The following is a 16,885-nucleotide window of genomic DNA, read 5'->3' on the forward strand; positions in this document are numbered from 1 at the left end:
TTTACTAATTAAAATAATCGAAAACATTGTTTATATGAATTTTTTGAGATGATTTCGCATCCTTAGAAGTCTTATTTAAATGGAGGCATGAGACATGTAAATCGATGCATTCATTATCTGCCTTTAACTGATGAAGATTACGAAGAACATTTTGAAAAAGAACACTTTTTGTGCTTTCAACGTCATAAACAACAATTTTAAGTTTACATGAAATTATTTTTTCTAAAATATCGTGATCCACAAATAGAATTTCAGAGCAATTTACCAATCCAATATCTAATTGATTAGACTGAATTCTCTGCTTAATTGAGTTGATGGATGGACCAAAAGACAGAATAACCCCTGCACTTTCAATACTAAAATCATTTTCAATCTGCCATCCCCTTATCGGAGTTAATGCGGTTTCCGGCGCAACATACTCAAGCCCTGTTGGAATTCTGAGAACACTAATTTGAGGCTCTTGAATTATTTGTTCCAAGATTGAAATCGTATCAACAATCGATTTACCCATGTACACCTTAAAATGTGCTAGGTTTGCAAAGACACCTAAATCAAAAATACCTTGTCGATATGTATCGCCCTCTAGATTTAGTCCAGAATCATTCACTATTATAGTAATTGGACATTGTTTGATTGAAAATTGATTCCGCAGTTGCAAGACGACGCCATCGACCTGAGAAGCATGAATTGAAATAATTACATGTTTCCCTTCTTGAACAAGTCCATGTGCAATCGATACTAAAGCCTGCGTTGATCCCGAAGTTGCGATAAAGTGATCAGGTCTGGTAAGTGCAAACGTTGGTAAATAGTCTTTTAATTTGTAAGTATCTGCAAGAACATAAAGATCTGGATCATCTTGAGCAATATCCGTCAATTGATAATCAATTGCTTCTAAATATGTATGATAATTATCGGCACGATCATGATCCGTTTTAAACGTTGGAAATTCAAGCTTACGTTGTTTTTTATTCTTTAAACGCGTTTGTACGTGAATTACATGGGGACCTTTATATTTTTTCGATAATTCAAATACACGAATTAACTCCTTAAGATTTTGACCATCCATAGGTCCTTGGTAATCGACGCCAAACTGTTTAAATATTGTTGGTTCCAATACCGTCTCCTTAACCGCATCACGTATTTTAGTAAGCGTCGCAAGAATTGGACGACTTATGGGGTTGGAGTCCAGGAGTGATTTCATATCTTTTTTAAAGCCCGTATACGTTTTACTGATACGTATGGATTTGATTAAGGCATCCATCGAGGTGTAATGTCTTAAAAGCGATTGTTGTTCATCAATCAGGATGATGGTAAGATTTGGTTTAAAACGGCTAATTTGGACCAATGTTTCATAAGTAATACCATAATTCAAAGCATAATCATTGAGAACGATGACATTATTAACATCCGGATGTTCAATAGCATATGCTAGTGCAACACCCAATCCTTCTCCAGGTTTTCCGCCACTATAACGATCCATTGGATTTTGATCATCCAAATACATGGATCCAGAATTTCTGAGTAGCAAGTCCTCAGCTCTACCTGTAAGAATTTTATGAACCATAACTTGCTTCCCACCATCAAAAATGATATTGTCGTGATTTAAATCAAAAACGTGATGGAGTGCCAGTGTTGTTTCAAGTACATTGATATTTTCAATAATTGTATCTACTTCATATCGTGTTTTAGACGCAAGAAAAACAGCGATTTCATCACTGAGTTTTTCTAATTCATCAACGGTTAAAGACGTAAAATCATACGATTTGCTAAATTGTTCAAACAAGAGACGTGCCTCCTATAATTCGCGACTCATCATTTCATCAATAATCTGTTTTAGATTTCCATTTTCAATATTCATTTGTTTTAATAAATCTTTAATATTTGAAAAATACGATTCCGTTAAAGTGTGGGCTTTCTCTACACCAAGTAAACTAACCACGGTTGTTTTATCACGTTCAGCATCACTTTGATTACTCTTTCCAATTTGTTCAGATGTTTTCGTAACTTCAAGAAGATCATCTTGAAATTGGAAGGCAACTCCAAGCGTTAAACCTAAATCATGTGCTAATTTTTGATACGAATCCTTACCTGCAATTACGGCCGCCATTTCAAATGCCCCTGCAAATAGACATCCTGTTTTTAGATTATAACAAGCAACTAAATCATCAATATGATTTATGTGATCATCGATATCCAATTCTTGTCCTAAAATCATTCCATTATTACCCGCATTCCGCGCCAAAATCTCAAGACATTTTCCAAGAACATCTGAATCTAGAGAAGACTGAGATAAGGCTGTAAAAGCGCCTGTTAATAATGCATCCCCCGCAAGAATTGCAACACCCTCCCCAAATACTTTGTGATTGGTTGGTTTAAAACGACGTAAATCATCGTCATCCATCGCTGGCAAATCATCATGTACAAGAGAATAGGTATGAACCATCTCAAGAGCACATGCTGGATTTAAACCTTGTTTATAGTCACATCCAAAATCCTCAAGCATCGCCAGTAAAAGACGTGGTCTCAATCGTTTTCCACCACTCATCAACGAATACGTCATCGCTTCTCTAACGACTGATGTTTTTGGATAATACTCTAAAATCGCATCTAAACGCGCATCAATATCTTTAATCATTTTGATCCCCTTGGTGTTTCTGAACTAACGCTTTAACTTGGTTTTCATAACCACTTAAGCGTTCTTGACATTGCTTGGATAAATTAAGGCCTTCCTCAAAAAGAACAATTGCTTGATCTAGAGGTAAACTATCCTTCTCTAATTCATTTGCAATTTCTGCCAAACGTGCCATTGCAACTTCAAAATTAAAATCTTTATTCATCTTTAGACTCCTTACTGATGACTTGTGTTACCACAAATCCATCTCTAAATTCTAACTGAATTCGATCATCAACATTTACTGACTCAGTACTTACAATATGGATATCATTCACCCGCGGAATGATATAACCCTGGTTCAGATTTCGTTGAATTACTTCGAGTGGTGAACGATACTTTAGTGATTTAAGTATATCGTTTAAACGCTCTTTTTTCAAGTTCAACCCGCGTTCCATTACTGAATAAAAACGTTCATCATATTGCTCAATCATCCCTTGATTTTGTTTAATACCTCGATCAATATACTGCGAATAAAAATCAAAACGACTCTGCATCATTTCAAACTTTTGAAGCGATTGAGTGACTTTCTGCTGAATTGACGCAGAACTTAAACCGAGATATTGATTTATAATATTAGACGAATTGTTATGCTTCAGTGATAATGAATTCTCCATACGATTTGAAATAAGAGCAAGAATCCGTTTTGATTCATCAAAAAGAACTTGTTGATGTGTAATCCTTACTGTTAAGGTATCCAATTTTTGTTGTTTACGTTCAACAAAAAGTACAGGATCTTTTAAAGCACTACTTTGAATTAATGATGTAAAATCACCGGTACGGCGAAGATATTTGTTACGGACCGCAAGATAATACTGATTTTTGTAATCACGAATCATCACTTGCATCTCAATCCTGTTTGGTGTTGCTGCTACAGCTGCAGCGGTGGGGGTTGCTGCTCGATAATCAGCAACAAAATCAGATAAAGTAACATCACTTTCATGTCCAACACCTGAAATTATGGGAATTTCACTTTTGAATATTGCTTCAACGACTTCAGGTGTATTAAAAGCCCAAAGATCTTCTATTGAACCCCCTCCACGTCCGATAATAATAGTATCAACGTGTTCATTATGAGCTCTTTGAATTTGTTGAACCAAACTTTTAGAAGCGAGGTCTCCTTGAACATAGGCTAACAAATCAATTTGCTTGGCTATTGGCCACCGTTCTTGAAGTGTACGTGTAATATCAGCATAAGCCGCACTGTTTTCACCTACTATAACTGCAATTCGTTGTGGATATTTAGGGATTTTTTTTCGATGTTTAGGATCGAAATAACCACGATCTTCAAAATCTTTTTTTAATTTTTCAAATTGGATATACAAATCACCCAGACCATCAAGATTCATACGATCCGCATAAATTTGAACCGTACCCGTATCGGTATAAACCTCACAGCGTCCAAAAATAACAACCTTATCGCCATCTTTGGGTTTAAAAAGTACTTTACTTGCACTTCGCCGGAACATAGCACAGGTAATTCTACTTTTGTCATCCTTGAGGGAAAAATAAAAATGCCCACTATGATGTGCTTTAAAATTCGAAAGCTCACCGACTAATGCGACATTCTTAAAAGAAGGATGTTGATCAATAACACCTTTTAATTCATTAACAAATTCTGTAACCGTAATTACATCCTGAGTTATCATAGTGCATCAATGACTCCATTAATTAATTTATAAGATTCCTCATCTGAAAAATCTTTAGCAAGATTAACCGCTTCATTAACAATAACAACTTTATCTTGATAACCGAGTTCTAATTCAGCACAAGCCATGAGAAGAATAGCTTGTTCAATAAATCCTAAACGGTCAAAACGCCATTTCGTTAAATAATGATCGATTGCTCGCGAATAAATATCTTTACGTGCTTCTACATTCATGACTACTTGTAACATTTCATCCTGAAGATTGAAATCTTGAATAAATGTACCGACTTCGGATACAAAGCGATTATCTTCAAGAACCTCTTGCATGGATTGCTCTCTCAAGAGATGAATATAAATTGCTGACATTGCATTTTGTCGTTCGTTATATCGCGACATTACCATAAAAAAACCTCCACAGTAAAAGAAGCAGACTCCTGCTTCTAATTAAACTTAAATCCTACAACATTAATATTGATTGAAGTATTACTGAAATCAACCATTAATTCAATGTTGCGTTGTAAATCATTTTGTAATGCACGACATACACGTTCAACATCTTTACCATATTTTACGCGTACTTTAAGATCGACATTAACATGACCGTTTTCATTTGAAACTATCAATGATTTTTTACCTGATCCATCTTCAAAAAAGATAGCATCATTTTCATTCACTGTAATCTGAACAATATGATTAATAACATTGTTCGAAATTGCAATTTGACCAAGACCAGTCTTCTCATTTTGAATTAAGACATATTCATTTGACATATTTATCACCTACTAAACTAATTATAACAGAAAAAAAAACTAAACAAAAGCAAGAACACAAAAGGTTTAACAATTATCGCTCAACACACCTCAAATCAATATTTTTTCTTCGATTCGTTGGATCCGATTTAATGAGCGTGTATATGGCTCTTCCTCTGCTTTACATAGGATTGAAAAACACTCACCTTTCGGAATCATATCATAAGCTTGGGTATCTTTGAACTCAATTAAACATATCGTAATTACTTCAAGATAAGACTCAAAATTTTGACTAAAATAATGATTATATAAATCTTCATTTATTGGACACATTGAGGCGAATGCTTGATAATGCCATTCATTGGTTGTGAACTTTAACGTTTCGATGGCATCGCTTTGATTATATTCATCATTTTGACTTTGAATACGATACTGTAGCAATTTTTTCTTAAAATCAAAATCTGTATTGAGAGAAATGCTTAACATTCCATTTTGAGGGGTCACATCTACAGCCATGGCATAAAACTCCATCGATGCATTGTCAATAATAAAATGCTTCATATTTTCCTCAAGAAATAATGCAGTTTCTTTTTTAATATTGGCAATTGCCGTTCGCTTACTTACTACCATGTTTCCCTCCTTTTATTTATATGATTCAAACTTATTCCGTAATCCCTTAGGATAACGATTATTTCCTTTTCTTCCATCACCTTTAACAAAACCTAAGACATGCCCCCCATATGTGACACAATGAATGCCTTTTATCGTTGTATCGATAGGATGACCATACAGATAACGATAAGCTGTCTCAAGATCTAATTCGAGGTGTTCAAATACATCCCTAAAATTAAGGGATTGAGCAAGCGTATGGCTATAATCAATACGGTTTTTCTTAATTTCTCCAATAAAAACACCATCACGGGTTATATGGAGCGGTTCTTCAAGAAACCCTCGATGACGCAGAGCATACACTTTACCCGATTTTTCTTGAATATTTCCGACCAATTTTCGATCAAAACAATCAAAAGAGATCGGTTTGTTGATACCGAAGTTTAAGACATGACGGCTTTTATCTGCTTTTAATACCCGAATTCGAGCAATAAAATGTCCTTCTCCATCTTTCGAAGGAAAATAACGCGCTACTTGGTCTTCCAAGCCAAGATATCCCCTACTTTTTTCAGGAAGGCCAACAGGTTCTAAGTGACACTCTGGATGGTCCTCCAAAAAAGATAGAATAACACGTTCATTCTCATGGAAATTTAAAGTACATGTCGAATAGACAATAACACCACCATCGACACAAGCTTTATAGGCATTTTCAAGTAGTTGTTTTTGAAGTCGACTAAAACGGAGCGCTTCAGAATTTTTAAATTCGAGGGCAAAATCGGGAGTACGACGATAAAGCCCTTCACCACTACATGGTGCATCTAATAATACTTTATCAAAAGTATTATTAAGTTTATCTGTAAGTTCATCCGTATCCATTTGAGTTACAACGCCACGTTCTGAACCCCAGCGATCATAATTATGTTGAAGTTTTATATTACGTTTAGAATCAATTTCATTACTAATTAAGAAACCCGTTGTTAATACACTCAAAATTTGTGTTGTCTTCCCACCCGGTGCAGCACACAAATCCAGGACAATGTCACTGGGCTCTACCTTTAGCGCAGTAACTGGTGTGGTCGCTGTAGGGTCTTGAATATAATAACATCCTGCATGACTTAAAGGATGTGTTACTGTCTTTGCATAATCATCGGGTATTAAAATTGTCGGATCAATTAATGAGGGTGTTCCACTAAAAGGGAGAGTACATGGTTTTAATGGGTTCAGTCTTATTCCGTGAACAGAATCCATTTGGTAAGCCGCTACAATTTTTTGATATTGTGGTTCACCAAATGACTCGATCAACATTTTTTGATAATCAGCTGTTAGTTTCATTAAGAATCAGTCTCGCTTCTTTTACATCACGATGCATTTGCTCTACAAGTGTATCAATGGAATCAAATTTCAACTCATCACGAAGACGCTTTACAAATGATTGTTTAATTACTTCACCATAAATATCTTCATCAAAATCAAGAATGTATGTTTCAAGCGACAGATGTTCTGTCGTATTAAAGGTCGGGTTATGACCAATATTCATGACCGATTGGTACATTTTTCCCTTAACCTCTACAAACCCGGCATAAACACCTTGTTTAGGTATAACATATTCGTCCACAACATCCATATTAGCCGTAGGAAATCCAATTTCTCGCCCACGATGTTGACCACCCACAACAAATCCACTAATAGAATACAGTCTTCCTAATAAATCATTTGCCTTGTGTACATCACCATTTAAAATTGCTTGTGTAATTGCCGTCGTACCAATTTTCTGTTCATTCACGTGATCTAAGGGTACAACATGTGTATCAAAATAGTAATGACCCAGTGAATTTAAATCATCCACAGATCCTTCACCACGATAACCGAATTTATAATCTGCACCACAAATAAGAGACTTTACATTGAGAGGGACTAAAATTCTTTCAATAAATTCTAAAGGTGATAATTTTGATAGGTCTTTAGTAAATTCAATGGTAATCAAATAATCAATACCCAATGATTCCGCAATACGAACTTTTTCTTTTATTGGCGTTAAATGTTTAACATGTGACTTATTATGAAGCACTGTCCAAGGATCTGGATCAAATGTTATAAGTGCAGTTTCGTAATTGTATTGTTGTGCTATGCTTTTTGCTTCATTAATTAAAATTTGATGACCTCGATGCAAGCCATCGAAATAACCAATGCATGCTGCGAGTTGACGATCATTACGATGAAGTTGTAGATAATCGCGTATAGTTATTTGCTTCATTACCAAAGTCCTCTCACTGATTTAAATGTTGAATCGTGTTCTCGTTCGTATACAGCATAATAAGTACCCGTATCAATCAGAACTTGATCTTCTTCAATATCCAATTTAAGTCTCTTTCCATTTTTAACGTAATCCTCCATGCGTGGATTTACGATTTTAGGTAAAGCAATTGTATCTTTGACAGATATCAACTCAATCTCAGGCGTCAACGCTTCTAAAGTTAATGCATTCTCGAGCGTATAAGGCCCCACCTGTTCACGTTCTAAAGCCGACATAGTACCAAGTGTCCCTAACAACATACCAATATCTTCACAAAGTGTACGAATATAGGTGCCATTCGATACGAAAGCTCTAAATTCAATTTCATCATCTTCAAAACCAATAAGTTCTAAATTATAGATTGTTATATCTGTATAGAGTTGCTTGACCTCTTCATCGTTGAATACATACTCATATGATTTTTTCCCATTTATTTTTTTTGCGGAGACTTTGGGAACGCGTTGTGTTTGAGGACCTGTAAGTTTTTCAAAACATGCCAAAACGTCTTCTCTTGAATATTCTGGAATAACTGCTTGATCTTCTACCTCACCCCAAATATCGCCGGTTGAAGTCTTCATACCTAACTTACATTTCCCTCGATAGGTTTTATCATTTAAACCTAAATAAGGAAGTGCTTTTGTTGCTTGATTAACTGCTAACACTAAAACCCCTGTGGCCATTGGATCCAAAGTTCCACTATGCCCTACTTTAACATTTAATAATTTTCGCACTTTCGCTACCACATCAAATGATGTCATTTCTTGTGGTTTATTAATACATAAGATACCGTCCATAAGAACCTCATTTCTACCTATAAATTATATAGGTTTTTCACAATTAGTCAAAACCAAACTTGACTTAATTTCACTGAGTGATATGATTAGTCTATTAAAAGACAATATTAGAGGTAGCGATGCAGATAAGTATGTATTGGAGCTGGCAAGCTTTGAAGATACAAAAAGGCAACCATCGCCGAACGGTAAAAACAGCAAAATTTTTACTGTGGGGTTATAGGAAATACCTATAACACTCCTTCCTTAGTGAAGTGGAGCTAGACTATCCTTATTTCAATATGGACCTCTAGCGTGGGTCTTTTTTGTTTATTTTTAGGAGGAGACATGTTATGCAGAGCAAAAACATGAAAAAAGTGTTACTTTTATTTTTAGTTCTATTAACCATTACTGGTTGTACGAACTCAGGTCATCGACAGGATGATTTAGTAGTTGGAATGGAATGTAATTATGCCCCATTCAACTGGACACAATCTACAGAAACAGAATTTACAGAACCATTATCTGATGGTCATAGTTATTGTGATGGCTATGATGTTCAGATGGCACGTCATATCGCAAAAGAACTCGATCGCAATTTAGTTATTAAGGAGCACGCAGTATTTAAAGGCTTACTCGAATCCGCTAAAGTTGGCGATATTGATCTTATTATTGCGGGTATGACAAACACAGAAGAACGTCGTCAAGAGGTTGATTTTACTGATGTCTACTATACAAGTCAAATGGTATTAGTAACAAAGAAAAACAGTCCTTATGCAGATGCAAAAACACTTCAAGATTTCTCAGGTGCTCATGTCTCAGCACAAATTGGTACCATGCATGATCAACTGGTGGATCAAATTCCGGCTGTGAAGCACGGTGTACCACTTGAATCATTTCCTTTTTTAACTACAGCTGTCAATAATAATGCAATTGATGCATTTGTTTCAGAAAAACCCGTTGCACTTGCAATTACAAGTAGTAACCCAGACTTATCGATTGTTGAATTCGAAGGAAATAACGGTTTTATCGTTGACGCAGAAGAAGTTACTGTTTCAATTGGTATTGCAAAAGGAAACGATAAACTCCTTAATGATGTAAATGATGCATTAAGTAAGTTATCACCTGAGCAACGCGATGAAATGATGTCTGATGCCATCAAACGTCAACCAAGTTCTAGTGAAGATCAAACGAAGTTAATGCCGAGCGGATTCTTTGCAGGTGTCGGTTTCCTCATTCAAAACAATTGGAAATTATTCTTGAACGGATTGGGCGTCACATTGCTTATTGCCTTAACCGGTACATCCTTTGGTCTAATCATTGGTCTCTTTATTGCCGGATTACGACAAATCAAAATTAGTGACCGCGATAAAGGAATTACACGATTCTTTAAACGTATCATGAATGTTATCGTGACTGCATATGTTCAATATTTACGTGGAACGCCAATGATGGTTCAAGGTATTTTAATCTATTATGGATTACGTGGATTAGAGGTCGCCATCTCACCTCTTACAGCTGGGATCATCATAATATCGATTAATACATCTGCTTATATGTCTGAAATTATTCGTGCAGGAATCCAAGCTATCGACAAAGGTCAAAATGAAGCAGCACGTTCACTTGGAATGACGGAAGCTCAAACTTTACGTTATGTAATCTTACCGCAAGCGATCCGAAATGCTATTCCAGCTATTGGTAATGAATTTGTCGTAAATATCAAAGACTCTTCCGTGTTGAATGTAATTACCGTTTCCGAATTGTTCTTCCAAGGGAACCGTCTAACTGGTATTTACTACCGACAAATGGAACCATTCTTTATTGTTTCCCTCATTTATCTTGTCCTTACAATTTGTTCAACTCAAATCTTAAATATGATTGAAAAAAGAATGGATGCTCCAAAAGGAAGTTATCCTGCATCTGTTACCCATAAAGTTCATTTTGGTAAAAAAGAAGGAGGTAATTAACAATGAGTTTTTTATCCATATCCCATTTAAATAAGTCATTTGGTGAATTACAAGTCTTAAAAGATATTAACCTTGAAATTAAAAAAGGTGAAGTTGTTTCATGTATTGGATCTAGTGGTAGTGGTAAATCAACACTACTACGTTGCATAAACCTCCTTGAAACTTTTGACAACGGTACCATTACCTTTAACAATGAAGATGTTACTGACCAACAAATGGATATCAATAAGTATCGCTCTCAAGTTGGGATGATTTTCCAGTCTTTTAACCTTTTCAATAATAAATCTGTCTTAGAGAATTGTACTCTAGCACCCATTAAGGTCTTAAAAGTTGATCCGAAAGAAGCTGAGGCTGAGGCGATTAAAAACCTTGAGCGTGTTGGGATGGTCGAATTTAAAGATCAAAACGTAAAGCAACTATCAGGTGGCCAAAAACAACGAATTGCGATTGCCCGAGCATTATGTATGAAACCTGAATTTCTCCTCTTAGATGAGCCTACATCAGCTCTAGATCCTGAAATGGTCGGAGATGTACTTGAGGTCATTAAAAGCTTAGCAAAAGAAGGCTATACAATGTTTATCGTTACACATGAAATGGATTTTGCTCGTGAAGTTAGCGATCGAATTCTCTTTATGGATAGTGGTATTATTCTTGAAGAAGGATCACCCGAAGAATTATTCTTAAATCCGAAAGAAGATCGTACAAAGCAATTCTTAACGCGATTTATGAAAGTATAATTGATTACTAAAAAACGGCTCATAGCCGTTTTTTTAGTTCCCTATTCTATAAAAGCAATCTCGGTATCAGTTCTAAATTCAAATCTCGTACACAACACCAAAAAGTGAATGATAAAAGAAAAAGAGACTACAGCGTCTCTCTTTGTAATATTTTTTTTCTAATAATGAGAAAACAGATATAAATAATCAGATAAGCGAGTACTACTATGTCTGTGGCTGGTTTTTCTGTGTATAGAATCACTGGAAAAATTAACAGATAAATAGAGTTTGTGTATCTTTGTAGTTTTTTATTCCAACATTCTTTTGATTCATATATGATTAACAACAACGTAATCATTATAAAAATTAGACACATAATACTTACAACGGTATAAACTACTTCTCTACTGTTAAACATAATTTATGCTCCTTTTTGATATGGTGAAACACTATCTCGATGCTGATTGCAATTAACTGTCACAATCTAATTATTGTGATGGCAACATTTTATAAAAGAAACTTGGATGTACATCCAAGTTTCTTTCTTTTATTTTTTAAGCGATTCTAAAATACCATCGATTTTAGCACCATATTCCGATGATTCATCGAGTTTAAAAATTAATTCAGGAGTACGACGAATACTCAATGCTTTACTTACTTCTGAACGAAGCATGCCTTTTGCTTTATTTAAAGCATCCATTCCAGGTTGTTTCTTAGAATCTTCTAAAAAACTAACATAGATTGTAGCAAATGAGAAGTCGTTTGTCACATCTACTTCTGTAATACTTACAAACTTTAAACTTGGATCATTTAATCGATTTTGAATAACTGGTGCAAGTTCGCGCTTAATGATAGATTCAATACGTTCTTTTTTAACTGTCATATTAAATTACCTCTGTTCTACTTTTGTTCAACTTCAATTTCGCCAAACGATTCAATAACATCGCCTTCTTTAATATCATTAAAGTTTTCAATTGTAATACCACAATCAAATCCTTGAGATACTTCTTTTGCATCATTTTGGAATCGTTTTAATGAGGCCATTTGTCCTTCATAAATAACAACACCATCACGCATTAAGCGAACTCCGGATTCTTTAAGCATTTTACCATCTGTAACCATACATCCAGCAATCGTACCAACTTTAGAAACTTTATAGATTTCACGTACTTCAGCTTGTCCAAAGATTTTCTCTTCGAATACAGGCGCTAACATACCCTTCATCGCTGCTTCCATAGCTTCAATTGCTTTATAGATAATATTGTAGAGACGAATTTCAATACCCTCTTCGTCAGCTTTCTTTCGAATCGCTGCAGTAGGACGGATATTAAATCCTATAATAATTGCATTTGATGCAGATGCAAGCATGATATCATTTTCGGTAATTCCACCAACAGTAGCACGAATTACGTTTACACGAACATCATGTCCATCACCAACCTCAATACGTTCTAGCGCTGCTTTTACGGCTTCTGCTGAACCTTGAACATCTGTTTTTAGAATTACATTAATATCTTGAATTTCACCATCAGCAATTTGTTGTGATAAATCATCAAGACTTAATGCACTTGTTTGATTGCGATCTGCTAAGATACGAGCTTGGTTGCGTTTGTCTGCAACAGCACGTGAGCTCTTTTCATCTTTAAATGCTCTAAAGGAGTCCCCCGCAATTGGAACATCACTTAAACCAATAATTTCAACTGGCATTGAAGGTAATGCTTCTTGCAATTCACGGCCACGGTTATCGACCATTTTACGTACACGACCAAATGTAGTACCTACTACAACTGGATCACCTTGACGTAATGTACCTTTTTGAATAAGTAAGGTTGCAACCGGTCCACGACTCTTATCAAGTTTCGCTTCAATAACAGTACCAAATGCTAAACGGTTTGGGTTCGCTGTTAATTCTTCTAATTCAGAAGCAACAAGAACAGTTTCAAGTAACTCTTCAATTCCCTCACCTGATTTAGCAGAAATCTTAACGAATACAGTGTCTCCACCCCATTCTTCTGGCATAACACCAAGATCACTGAACTCTGAATATACACGATCAATGTTGATATTTGGTTTATCAATTTTATTGATTGCTACGATAAGCGGTACATTTGCTGCACGGGCATGATCAACCGCTTCACGTGTTTGTGGCATGACACCATCATCCGCTGCAACAACAACAATAACGATATCAGTAACACTTGCTCCACGAGCACGCATCGCTGTAAAAGCCTCGTGACCTGGAGTATCTAAGAATGTAATTTTTTTACCTTTATGGGTAATTTGGTAAGCACCAATATGTTGCGTAATTCCACCAAATTCATCTGCAACAACATCTGTATTACGAATTGTATCCAATGTCGTTGTTTTACCATGGTCAACATGACCCATGATTGTAACAATTGGAGGGCGTTGTTCTAGTGTTTTCGGATCATCTTTTTCTTCATCATCCAATGTTAATTCATCTACAGGTTCTACACGAGTTGCTTCAACTTCGTATTCCATACAGATTAACTGAACTGTATCATCATCTAGAGAAGTATTGATCGTAACCATTGTTCCCATCATAAATAAAAGCTTGATGACTTCTGCTGGACTCTTATTAATCTTTTCTGATAAATCTTTTACCGTAATACCATCAGTATACTCAATTTCCGAAATTACGACGTTATCTTTCGGTTTAAAGTTGTCCTGAGCGGGACGCTTATTATTACGATTTTGTTTGTTTTTATTATTTCTCTGTCTTTTTTTATTACTCACTTACTACGTCACCTCTTTCTACTAAGTAAGATTTAAATACTTTACTAAAACCACGATCACTCACTCCAACTGCAACTCGGTTTGTCATACCAATTGACCATGACAATTCTTCTCGAGTAACTCCACCTATTACAGGAATACCTGCAGTGTTGCATTTATCTTGGATTTGTTTTCGGGTTCTCTCGGATGCATTATCCGCTAATACAACTGCATACACTTTGTTTTTTGTGATTGCTGGTAGCAATTCATCACCGTAAACTAATTTACGGCCACGTTGGCATAAACCCAGTGTATTTAACATTTTTTGTTTATCGAACATAGTTCTTAAGCTCCTCATAGATTTCAACCGGAACTTTTGTTTTAAGTGCACGTTCAAGAGCACGAGACTTTTGAGCTTTCTCAATGGTCTCTTCCGTCACATATAAATATGCTCCGCGCCCATTTTTTCGGCCACTTGGGTCTATTTCAATTGTATCCTCTGGTGTTAAAACAACACGAAGCATTTCACCCTTCGGATGTTGTTCTCCCGTTACGATACACTTGCGCAATGGTACTTTTTTCATTACACACCTCCTAAGATTATTCGGCGTCGTAGTACTCATCAAATTCATCAAAGTCGATTTCTTCTTCTAACCATGAATTTGATTCAGCTGCCTGTTGTTTCTCAATTTGTTTGAGTTCTTCAGGTGAATACTCAGGAAGAATATCATATTCTTTTTCTTTAAGAAGTTCACTGGTATTAACCGGCTTATCTTCTTCACGTTCTGGTTTACGTCTACGACGGCGTAAATCTTGTTCTTCTTTACGTGATGCATCTGCAAGTTGTTCAAATTTCGATACATAATCTGTACGTGGTTTGAAAACATCTTTACGATCAATTTTAATAGCTTCTTCTGATTCTTCAGCTTCTTCTGTTTCTTGAGATTCTTCGATTATTACTTCTTCAGAAACCACATCAGTTGTTTCAACTGGTTCAACTTCTTCAATAATTGAATCCGTAGAAACTGCCGTTTCTTCAACTTCAACGGTTGCTTCAACTTCATCACGATCTACAAGTTCCTCAATCACTTCTGCTTGAACTTGTTTAGAACGAATTTCCGCTTCATAAGCTGCCATTAGTGAAACATAGTCAATACCGTCTGCTTCCGCTTCAGATACAGATTTAATATCAATACGTTGTTTCGTTAGACGTACCGCTAAACGAGCATTTTTACCACGTTTACCGATTGCTAATGAGAGCTGATTATCATCAACAATAACAACAAGTCCTTTATTATCCGCATTTGGATAAACAGCGATTACTTCTGCTGGAGCAAGGGCATTGTTGATCAACTCAACCATGTTATCACTCCACTCAAAGATATCGATTTTTTCACCTTTAAGTTCTTCGATAATTGCTTGAACACGACTACCACGTGGTCCGATACATGCTCCAATAGGATCAATATCAGAATCGTGTGAATAAACAGCTATTTTTGTACGTTCACCTGCTTCACGTGCGATCGCTTTGATTTCGACTTGTCCCTCAAAAATTTCAGGAACTTCGTTTTCAAATAAACGACGTACAAGCATCGCATCAGCACGTGACACAAGGATTTGAGCACCCTTAGTATCGCGGTTAACATCAGTAATTACAACTTTAAGTGTTTGCCCTTCACGGTATGTTTCGCCTTCAATTTGTGCAGCACGAGGCATCACTGCCAAAGATTTACCTAAGTTAAGAACGACAAATTTTTCTTCGACACTTTCAACCATAGCCATAATCATTTCACCGAGTTGATCAATATATTCATCATAAACAGCTTGTTTTTCAGCTTCACGGATTTTTTGTTTAATAACATTTTTCGCAAGTGTTGCTGCAGCGCGTCCTAATTCAACAATTGGTTCTTCAATCATGTAGTACTCGCCTACTTGAAGTCCTTCTGCACCTTCAGGAAGTTCTGTAATTCCAACTTCTAATTCATCATCCATAACTTCTTCAACAACGAGAAATTTATGGAATAATTTCATTTCTTGAGTTCTTTCATCAATGATTACATCGACAAGTGCATCAGGAACACCAATTTGTTTGCGATACGCTTTAATCAGTGAGTCTTGTAATGCATCAATAATAATCTCTTTTGAAATATTGCGATTATCTTCAATTTCTTGCATCGCTAATATAACATTTTTAACGTTCATTTCACTATCTCCTTAAACTTTAACCGCTAATCTTAGCATTTTAATATTTAAACGTTCAATTGCAATTTTCTTTAATGCTGTTTTTTGTCTATAAGATACAACAACCTCGTTTTCGTCTACGGATATTACTGTTCCTTCTACATAGTCAGCACCTTGTATTGGATTTTTAAATTTAATTAATACGTATTGATCAACAACATTATCATAATCTTCTTCAAGAATGACACGTTCTGCACCCGCAGAACCTACATCAAGACCAATCTCATAATCCAATGCTTCACCAAATGCTTCACCAGCCTTTGCACAGATTTCTAGATCCACAGGTTTGAAGTCTTTACGCGCAATACTCAATTCAAGCAATTCATTACTAATGAGTTCTGCATCAATAATATCAAGTCCCAGTGCTTCTGCAGTTGGTTTAATTTTCTCTAAATACTTTTCCATAATCGCTCCTTAGACAATATATAAGGAGTGGCTTAACCACTCCTCTGTTTCAAAGTATACGCATATTATACACTTAAACC

18 protein-coding genes and 1 riboswitch are annotated in these 16,885 nt (G+C 35.8%); of the genes, 2 read left to right on the top strand and 16 right to left on the bottom strand.

All coding sequences use genetic code 11. The annotated features are described in order from the left end of the window. Nucleotides 1–4: 4 nt before the first annotated feature. The 10 genes from NMG63_RS04750 to truB all read right to left on the bottom strand — a co-directional run bounded on the left by NMG63_RS04750 (nucleotide 5) and on the right by truB (nucleotide 8,764). On the bottom strand, nucleotides 5–1,783 hold the full coding sequence (locus tag NMG63_RS04750; protein WP_254006499.1) for a 1-deoxy-D-xylulose-5-phosphate synthase N-terminal domain-containing protein: 1,779 nt from the start codon (nucleotides 1,781–1,783) through the stop codon (nucleotides 5–7). A 12-nt stretch (nucleotides 1,784–1,795) separates the two neighbouring features. Continuing rightward, the gene (locus tag NMG63_RS04755) at nucleotides 1,796–2,635 is read right to left on the bottom strand and encodes a polyprenyl synthetase family protein (RefSeq protein ID WP_254006500.1); all 840 of its coding nucleotides are present in this window, start codon (nucleotides 2,633–2,635) and stop codon (nucleotides 1,796–1,798) included. Then, nucleotides 2,628–2,837, bottom strand: a complete 210-nt coding sequence (xseB, locus tag NMG63_RS04760) for an exodeoxyribonuclease VII small subunit (protein WP_254006501.1) — start codon at nucleotides 2,835–2,837, stop codon at nucleotides 2,628–2,630. Before xseB ends, NMG63_RS04755 begins: the two co-directional genes overlap by 8 nt. Next, entirely contained in the window at nucleotides 2,830–4,320 is a 1,491-nt protein-coding gene (xseA, locus tag NMG63_RS04765) for an exodeoxyribonuclease VII large subunit (protein ID WP_254006502.1), read from the bottom strand. The genes xseB and xseA overlap by 8 nt, the downstream gene beginning before the upstream one ends. Next, nucleotides 4,317–4,721, bottom strand: coding sequence for a transcription antitermination protein NusB (locus NMG63_RS04770; RefSeq protein WP_003773699.1), 405 nt, complete (start codon nucleotides 4,719–4,721; stop codon nucleotides 4,317–4,319). Before NMG63_RS04770 ends, xseA begins: the two co-directional genes overlap by 4 nt. A 38-nt stretch (nucleotides 4,722–4,759) precedes the next feature. Beyond that, nucleotides 4,760–5,089 carry an Asp23/Gls24 family envelope stress response protein gene (locus tag NMG63_RS04775; RefSeq protein ID WP_003773701.1) on the bottom strand — a complete coding sequence of 110 codons (330 nt, stop codon included), beginning with the start codon at nucleotides 5,087–5,089 and terminating at the stop codon, nucleotides 4,760–4,762. A gap of 90 nt (nucleotides 5,090–5,179) precedes the next feature. Continuing rightward, nucleotides 5,180–5,698: a DUF4303 domain-containing protein gene (locus tag NMG63_RS04780; RefSeq protein WP_254006503.1), complete on the bottom strand. Its 519-nt coding sequence runs from the start codon at nucleotides 5,696–5,698 to the stop codon at nucleotides 5,180–5,182. Between the two features lie 12 nt (nucleotides 5,699–5,710). Beyond that, nucleotides 5,711–7,009: an RsmB/NOP family class I SAM-dependent RNA methyltransferase gene (locus NMG63_RS04785; RefSeq protein ID WP_254006504.1), complete on the bottom strand. Its 1,299-nt coding sequence runs from the start codon at nucleotides 7,007–7,009 to the stop codon at nucleotides 5,711–5,713. Then, a complete protein-coding gene (locus NMG63_RS04790) occupies nucleotides 6,993–7,931 on the bottom strand; it encodes a bifunctional riboflavin kinase/FAD synthetase (RefSeq protein ID WP_254006505.1) in 939 nt (312 codons plus the stop codon). The genes NMG63_RS04785 and NMG63_RS04790 overlap by 17 nt, the downstream gene beginning before the upstream one ends. Then, on the bottom strand, nucleotides 7,931–8,764 hold the full coding sequence (truB, locus tag NMG63_RS04795) for a tRNA pseudouridine(55) synthase TruB (protein WP_254006506.1): 834 nt from the start codon (nucleotides 8,762–8,764) through the stop codon (nucleotides 7,931–7,933). The genes NMG63_RS04790 and truB overlap by 1 nt, the downstream gene beginning before the upstream one ends. Nucleotides 8,765–8,864: 100 nt before the next feature. After that, nucleotides 8,865–9,032: riboswitch (Lysine riboswitch) on the top strand. 61 nt (nucleotides 9,033–9,093) lie between these two features. Here truB and NMG63_RS09215 point away from each other — a divergent pair. After that, nucleotides 9,094–10,707, top strand: coding sequence for an ABC transporter permease subunit (locus NMG63_RS09215; RefSeq protein WP_367399269.1), 1,614 nt, complete (start codon nucleotides 9,094–9,096; stop codon nucleotides 10,705–10,707). 2 nt (nucleotides 10,708–10,709) lie between these two features. Further along, nucleotides 10,710–11,444 carry an amino acid ABC transporter ATP-binding protein gene (locus tag NMG63_RS04810; protein ID WP_254006507.1) on the top strand — a complete coding sequence of 245 codons (735 nt, stop codon included), beginning with the start codon at nucleotides 10,710–10,712 and terminating at the stop codon, nucleotides 11,442–11,444. Nucleotides 11,445–11,970: 526 nt separating this feature from the next. Here the strand turns inward: NMG63_RS04810 and rbfA are convergent. Genes rbfA through rimP form a run of 6 tightly spaced genes read right to left on the bottom strand, consistent with a single transcriptional unit; the run spans nucleotide 11,971 to nucleotide 16,805 of the window. Then, nucleotides 11,971–12,306 carry a 30S ribosome-binding factor RbfA gene (gene rbfA, locus NMG63_RS04815; protein WP_003773715.1) on the bottom strand — a complete coding sequence of 112 codons (336 nt, stop codon included), beginning with the start codon at nucleotides 12,304–12,306 and terminating at the stop codon, nucleotides 11,971–11,973. Nucleotides 12,307–12,323: 17 nt separating this feature from the next. After that, nucleotides 12,324–14,180 (bottom strand): translation initiation factor IF-2, encoded by a 1,857-nt coding sequence (infB, locus tag NMG63_RS04820; protein ID WP_254006508.1) that lies wholly within the window; start codon nucleotides 14,178–14,180, stop codon nucleotides 12,324–12,326. Then, nucleotides 14,173–14,499, bottom strand: coding sequence for a L7Ae/L30e/S12e/Gadd45 family ribosomal protein (locus NMG63_RS04825; protein WP_254006509.1), 327 nt, complete (start codon nucleotides 14,497–14,499; stop codon nucleotides 14,173–14,175). The genes infB and NMG63_RS04825 overlap by 8 nt, the downstream gene beginning before the upstream one ends. Further along, complete coding sequence (rnpM, locus tag NMG63_RS04830; RefSeq protein ID WP_003773722.1) at nucleotides 14,489–14,743, bottom strand: RNase P modulator RnpM; 255 nt, start codon at nucleotides 14,741–14,743, stop codon at nucleotides 14,489–14,491. Before rnpM ends, NMG63_RS04825 begins: the two co-directional genes overlap by 11 nt. 16 nt (nucleotides 14,744–14,759) lie before the next feature. After that, entirely contained in the window at nucleotides 14,760–16,361 is a 1,602-nt protein-coding gene (gene nusA, locus NMG63_RS04835; protein WP_254006510.1) for a transcription termination factor NusA, read from the bottom strand. 12 nt (nucleotides 16,362–16,373) lie between these two features. After that, entirely contained in the window at nucleotides 16,374–16,805 is a 432-nt protein-coding gene (gene rimP / locus NMG63_RS04840) for a ribosome maturation factor RimP (RefSeq protein ID WP_003773725.1), read from the bottom strand. Nucleotides 16,806–16,885: the final 80 nt, after the last annotated feature.

The sequence above is a fragment of the Erysipelothrix amsterdamensis genome (assembly GCF_940143175.1).
Classification (GTDB): Bacteria; Bacillota_I; Bacilli_A; order Erysipelotrichales; family Erysipelotrichaceae; genus Erysipelothrix; species Erysipelothrix amsterdamensis.